This is a genomic window from Comamonas sp. (assembly GCF_036666375.1).
Taxonomy (GTDB): domain Bacteria; phylum Pseudomonadota; class Gammaproteobacteria; order Burkholderiales; family Burkholderiaceae_C; genus Comamonas.
This window is the reverse complement of sequence record NZ_JAVWWA010000178.1, coordinates 1-5,905: the sequence shown is the minus strand read 5'-3', so window position 1 is coordinate 5,905 and position 5,905 is coordinate 1. Positions and strand designations below refer to the sequence as shown.

Annotated in this window: 4 protein-coding genes; 2 read left to right on the top strand and 2 right to left on the bottom strand. The window is 63.9% G+C overall.

The genetic code is table 11. The annotated features are described in order from the left end of the window. The coding region (locus tag RR928_RS23990) for a cbb3-type cytochrome c oxidase subunit I (RefSeq protein WP_332684560.1) at positions 1-475 on the bottom strand (475 nt) is incomplete at its 3' end. Positions 476-533: 58 nt separating this feature from the next. Next, complete coding sequence (gene cyoA / locus RR928_RS23985; protein WP_332539605.1) at positions 534-1,580, bottom strand: ubiquinol oxidase subunit II; 1,047 nt, start codon at positions 1,578-1,580, stop codon at positions 534-536. Positions 1,581-1,900: 320 nt separating this feature from the next. Between cyoA and RR928_RS23980 the strand changes: the two genes are divergently transcribed. Next, positions 1,901-3,241 (top strand): MFS transporter, encoded by a 1,341-nt coding sequence (locus tag RR928_RS23980; protein ID WP_332539604.1) that lies wholly within the window; start codon positions 1,901-1,903, stop codon positions 3,239-3,241. A gap of 273 nt (positions 3,242-3,514) precedes the next feature. After that, positions 3,515-5,905: alanine--tRNA ligase (gene alaS, locus RR928_RS23975; protein ID WP_332684557.1), on the top strand; the 2,391-nt coding region annotated here is incomplete at its 3' end.

The window sequence follows — 5,905 nt, the reverse complement described above, 5'->3', positions numbered from 1 at the left end:
TCATCCAGAAGCTGAAGTTGTTCAGGAACGGGAAAGCCACGTCGCGCGCGCCGATCTGCAGCGGCACGACGTAGTTCATCAGGCCCGTGACCAAAGCCATGGCCACGAAGAAGATCATGATGGTGCCGTGGGCCGTGAAGATCTGGTCGTAATGGTGCGGCGGCAGGAAGCCCAGGCCGTCCACCGTGGCCATGGCCTGCTGCGCACGCATCATCAGCGCGTCGGCGAAGCCGCGCAGCAGCATGACGATGCCCAGGATCATGTACATGATCCCGATCTTCTTGTGGTCGATGCTGCAGATCCAGTCGCGCCACAGCGGGCCCCAGAGCTTGAAGCGGGTCAAAAGGGCGAGCACCGCCAGGCCGCCGAGGATCACGCCCGCGAAGGTGGCGAGAAGAATCGGCTCGTGCAGCGGTATCGATTCCCAGCTCAACCGTCCGAAGATCAGTCGGGCTGTATCAAATTGGTCAGACATAAAGGGTCTCTTGTGAGGTGGACAGCTGGCCGGGCAGGCCGGCTATCCACCGAATTGCTTATTGCTGGATGACGGCAGGGGAGGCCACGCCGGGTTCCAGGGCTGCCGTGATTTTGTCGGCGTCTTCGGTCGTGCAGATGTCGGCCGTGAGGTTCAGGCCCTTGGCGCGTGCATAGGACTCGCCGCCTGCCTTGTCGATGGCCATCATGGTGTGCATGCACATCTGGCCTTCTTCGACGCAGCGGTTCAGGACCGTGTGGTAGAGCTTGGGGTCGACATTGCCGAAGCGTTCGACCGGGTTGCGCTCGCTGGGCTTGGCCAGTGCGAGGTAGCTGTCGCGGTCGAGCGTCTTGCCTTCGGTCTTGGCCTTGGCGATCCACTCGGCGAAGCCTTCGTTGCTCAGGCCGTGGAACTTGAAGGTCATGCCCGAGAAGCCCGCGCCGCTGTAGTGCGAGGACATGCCCTTGTAGACGCCTTCCTTGTTGATCACGGCGTTGAGTTCGGTCTGCATGCCGGGCATGGCATAGATCATGCCGGCCAGGTCAGGCACGTAGAACGCGTTCATCGTGGTGGTCGACGTCAGCTTGAAGTGGATGGGGCGGTCGACCGGCGCAGCGAGTTCATTGACCGTGGCAATGCCTTGCTCGGGGTAGAAGAACAGCCATTTCCAGTCCATGGCCACGACTTCGACGGTCAGCGGCTTGACGTTCTCGGCCAGCGGACGCTGGGCGTCGATGCGGTCGAGCGGACGATAGGGGTCGAGCTTGTGGGTGCTGATCCAGGTGATCGCACCAAGGATGATCACGATGATCAGGGGCGCCGTCCAGATGATCAGTTCGAGCTTGGTCGAATGATGGAAGTCGGGATCGTATTCGGCTTCGGTGTTCGACTGGCGGTATTTCCAGGCGAAGAAGAACGTCAGCAGAATCACCGGAACGATGATGATCAGCATCAGCAGGGTGGCCAGCATGACCAGATCACCTTGCTGCGCGGCGATATCGCCTGCGGGGTTGAGAACTACGGCTTTGCTGCAGCCGCTCAGAGCGGCGACAAGCGCAGTAGCTGTGAGCCACGCAGGCCCACGGATTTCCTTGGATTGAAGCATGTCATGGGCGCGCCAGAGCGCGCTTAGGTGTAAACGTGAGATTGGAACCAGCGTAAATGTAATAAAAAGGAGCAAATTGTCGATTGGACATTTTGTCCCACGTCAAGACGTGGGTGTATTGCGCCATTCTTGGTAGATCAGCGGATTTCGATGTAGGCGGGTAAGCCGAACCGATGTCGGCGGGCTTCATGCCCGCCGGGGTGAGGGGCTGGCGATGGCCGGGCTGTAGTTTTTGGCTGACGCGCTCAGGCGCAAAAGCCGCACCAGGCCCTGTCGTTGACCAGCGTAGAAAGAGCTAGTCATTGAAAGGGAGCATCTCTATGAGCGCAACCGGTTACACAGCATTGTCTGCAGGGGGCCGCGAAAGCCCCGAAGCACTTTCCCGCGCCGACACGGACGAAGAGGTCAGCCCTGGTGATATCGCGGTCGGCGTGATCATTGGCCGGTCGTCCGAATATTTCGACTTCTTTGTGTTCGGCATCGCCTGCGTGCTGGTCTTTCCCGCACTGCTGTTTCCCTCCTTTTCACGTCTTGACGGCACGCTTGCGTCGTTCGCCATCTTTTCGCTGGCCTTCATTGCCCGGCCTTTCGGTACCGCCATCTCCATGGCGGTGCAGCGGCGCTGGGGTCGCGCCACCAAGCTGACGCTGGCGCTGTTCCTGCTCGGCACTTCCACCGTGGGCATGGCCTTCCTGCCCGGCTACCAAAGCCTGGGCATCTGGGCCATCGTGCTGTTTGCCGTGCTGCGCATAGGCCAGGGCCTGGCGCTGGGCGGCTCCTGGGACGGCCTGCCGTCGCTGCTGGCGATCTCCGCGCCGCGCGAGCGCCGCGGCTGGTACTCGATGCTGGGGCAACTGGGAGCGCCCGTGGGCTTCTTCATGGCCGCAGGCCTTTTTGCCTACGTCTACGAGAACATGAGCGCCGAGGAGTTCCTCTCCTGGGGCTGGCGCTTCCCGTTCTTCGTCGCCTTCGCGATCAACGTGGTGGCGCTGTTCGCGCGGCTGCGGCTGGTCGTGGGCCAGTCGTTCTCCCATCTGCTGCACCAGAATGAACTCGAGCCGGTCAAGGCCTCCGAAGTGGTCGCAAACGAAGGCCGCAACGTGGTCATCGGGGCATTCGCGGCGCTGGCCAGCTTCGCGCTGTTCCACCTGGTGACCATCTTCCCGCTGTCGTACATCGAGCTGTATTCCGAGCAGCCCGTGGGCGACGTGCTGCGCGTGCAGATGCTGGGCGCGGCTGCGGCCTGTGTGGCGATGGTAGCTTCAGGCTGGCTCGCCGACCGGTTCGGGCGGCGCAACACGCTGGGCACGATGGCCGCGCTGATCTGCGTGTTCAGCTTTGTCGGTCCCGGCCTGCTGGGCAACGGCCAGGGCGGCAACAACACCTTTCTGATCGTCGGCTTCATCCTGCTGGGCCTGTCCTACGGCCAGGCCTCGGGCACGGTCACGGCGAACTTCACGCCGCGCTACCGCTACACCGGTGCGGCGCTGTCGGCCGACATGGCCTGGCTGGTCGGTGCGGCTTTCGCGCCACTGGTCGCGCTCGCGGTGTCGGCCCGCTTCGGCCTGTTCGGGCTGGGCATCTACCTGCTGTCGGGCGGTATCTGCACGCTCGCGGCGCTGGCGATCAACCGCGCGATCGAAGCGCGCGATAGCGAGTGATCACGCCCTGAGCGCCTGCGCGGCATGGGCCGCGCGCGCTTGCCCCTCTCAACCTTCGTTGGAGGGGGCGGCAGCCTTGCGGGGCTGCCCTTGCTCGCTGCCCCCATGCTGGGGCACGCCAGTTTCCTGAGGGTTGCGCGAAGGCCATGGAGGCAAATTCAACTGCCGTCAAAATCGGGCCGCACAAATCTATAATGGAAGATTGTCCCGCTGCACAGCGGCGCGCCTTTTCATGCGAGCGTGCAGGCGCTGCGCACTTCCAAACCATACGCCATGAGCCAACCCACTTTTTCCGTTGCCGAAATCAGGAAGTCGTTCCTGGACTTCTTCGCCTCCAAGGGCCACACCATCGTGCCGTCGAGCTCGCTGGTGCCGGGCAACGACCCGACGTTGATGTTCACCAATTCGGGCATGGTGCAGTTCAAGGACGTGTTCCTTGGCACGGACAAGCGCCCCTACACCCGCGCCACCTCGGTCCAGGCCTGCCTGCGCGCCGGCGGCAAGCACAACGACCTGGAGAACGTGGGCTATACGGCCCGCCACCATACGTTCTTCGAAATGCTGGGCAACTGGTCGTTCGGCGACTACTTCAAGCGTGAATCGCTCAAGTGGGCCTGGGAACTGCTGACCGAAGTCTACAAGCTGCCCAAGGAGCGACTGCTCGCGACCGTGTACGCCGAAGACGACGAGGCCTACGACATCTGGACCAAGGAAATCGGCCTGCCGCCCGAGCGCGTGATCCGCATCGGCGACAACAAGGGCGGCCGCTACAAGTCCGACAATTTCTGGATGATGGCCGACACCGGCCCCTGCGGCCCCTGCTCGGAAATCTTCTACGACCATGGCGACCACATTCCCGGCGGCCCTCCGGGCAGCCCCGATGAAGACGGCGACCGCTTCATTGAAATCTGGAACAACGTGTTCATGCAGTTCGACATGGACGAGCAGGGCCGGCTGACCAAGCTGCCCGCGCCTTGCGTCGACACCGGCATGGGCCTGGAGCGCCTGGCCGCGATCCTGCAGCATGTGCACAGCAACTACGAGATCGACCTGTTCGCGGCGCTGATCAAGGCCGCTGGCCGCGAGACCCATGTGGCCGACCTGAGCAATCCTTCGCTCAAGGTGATTGCCGACCATATCCGCGCGACCTCGTTCCTGGTCAGCGACGGCGTGATTCCGTCGAACGAAGGCCGCGGCTACGTGCAGCGGCGCATCGTGCGCCGCGCGATCCGCCACGGCTACAAGCTGGGCCAGAAGACGCCGTTCTTCCACAAGCTGGTCAAGGACCTGGTGGCCGTGATGGGCGACGCCTATCCCCAGCTGCGCGAACAGGAAGCACGCATCACCGAAGTGCTCAAGGCCGAGGAAGAACGCTTCTTCGAGACCCTGGCCAACGGCATGGAAATCCTCGACAGCGCGCTCGCGGGCGACGTCAAGGTGCTGCCCGGCGACGTGGCGTTCAAGCTGCACGACACCTATGGCTTCCCGCTCGACCTGTCGAACGACGTGGCGCGCGAGCGCGGACTGAGCGTCGACGAAGCGGGTTTCCGCGCGGCCATGGAAGAGCAGAAGAACAAGGCGCGCGCGGCCGGCAAGTTCAAGATGGACCGTGCGCTTGAATACACGGGCGCGGCGAACGCCTTCACGGGCTACACCCAGCTCGCGACCCCGGCCAAGGTGCTCGCGCTCTACGCCGACGGCACCAGCGTGCAGTCGCTGGCCGCGGGCCAAAATGGCGTCGTGGTGCTGGACAACACGCCTTTCTACGCCGAATCGGGCGGCCAGGTCGGCGACGAAGGCCTGATCACGGCCGACGGCGTGCGCTTTGCCGTGCAGGACACGCTCAAGATCAAGGCCGACGTGTTCGGCCACCACGGCACGCTGGAGTCCGGCAGCCTCAAGGTGGGCGATGCGGTCTCGGCCGAAGTCAACACCGAAGTGCGCGCTGCCACCATGCGCAACCACTCGGTCACGCACATCATGCACAAGGCGCTGCGCGAAGTGCTGGGCGACCATGTGCAGCAAAAGGGCAGCCTGGTCAACGCCGAGCGCACGCGTTTCGACTTCACGCACAACGCGCCCGTCACCGACGCGCAGATCCGCGAGATCGAGCGCCGCGTCAACGCCGAGATCCTGGCCAACAGCGACACCCAGGCGCGCGTGATGGACATCGAGAGCGCGCAGAAGACCGGCGCCACCATGCTGTTTGGCGAGAAGTACGGCGAGACCGTGCGCGTGCTGGACATCGGCTCCAGCCGTGAACTGTGCGGCGGCACGCATGTGCAGCGCACGGGCGACATCGGCCTGTTCAAGGTCGTGGGCGAAAGCGGCGTGGCCGCGGGCGTGCGCCGCATCGAAGCCGTGACCGGCGCCAACGCGCTGGCGTACCTGCAGTCGCTCGAAGAGACCGTGGGCCAGGCCGCGGCCGCGTTCAAGGCACCGGCCAGCGAACTCAATGGCCGCATCGGCCAGGCGCTCGAGCAGATCAAGGCGCTGGAGAAGGAAATCGCCGCGCTCAAGGGCAAGCTGGCGTCCAACCAGGGCGACGAACTGCTGACCCAGGCCGTCGAGATCAAGGGCGTGAAGCTGCTGGCCGCACGCCTCGAAGGCGCCGATGCGAAGACCCTGCGCGACACCATGGACAAGCTCAAGGACAAGCTGGGC

Coding starts and splice junctions, on each gene's coding strand:
- cyoA (WP_332539605.1), bottom strand. CDS start 1,580: ATGCTTCAATCCAAGGAAATCCGTGGGCCTGCGTGGCTCACAGCTACT.
- RR928_RS23980 (WP_332539604.1), top strand. CDS start 1,901: ATGAGCGCAACCGGTTACACAGCATTGTCTGCAGGGGGCCGCGAAAGC.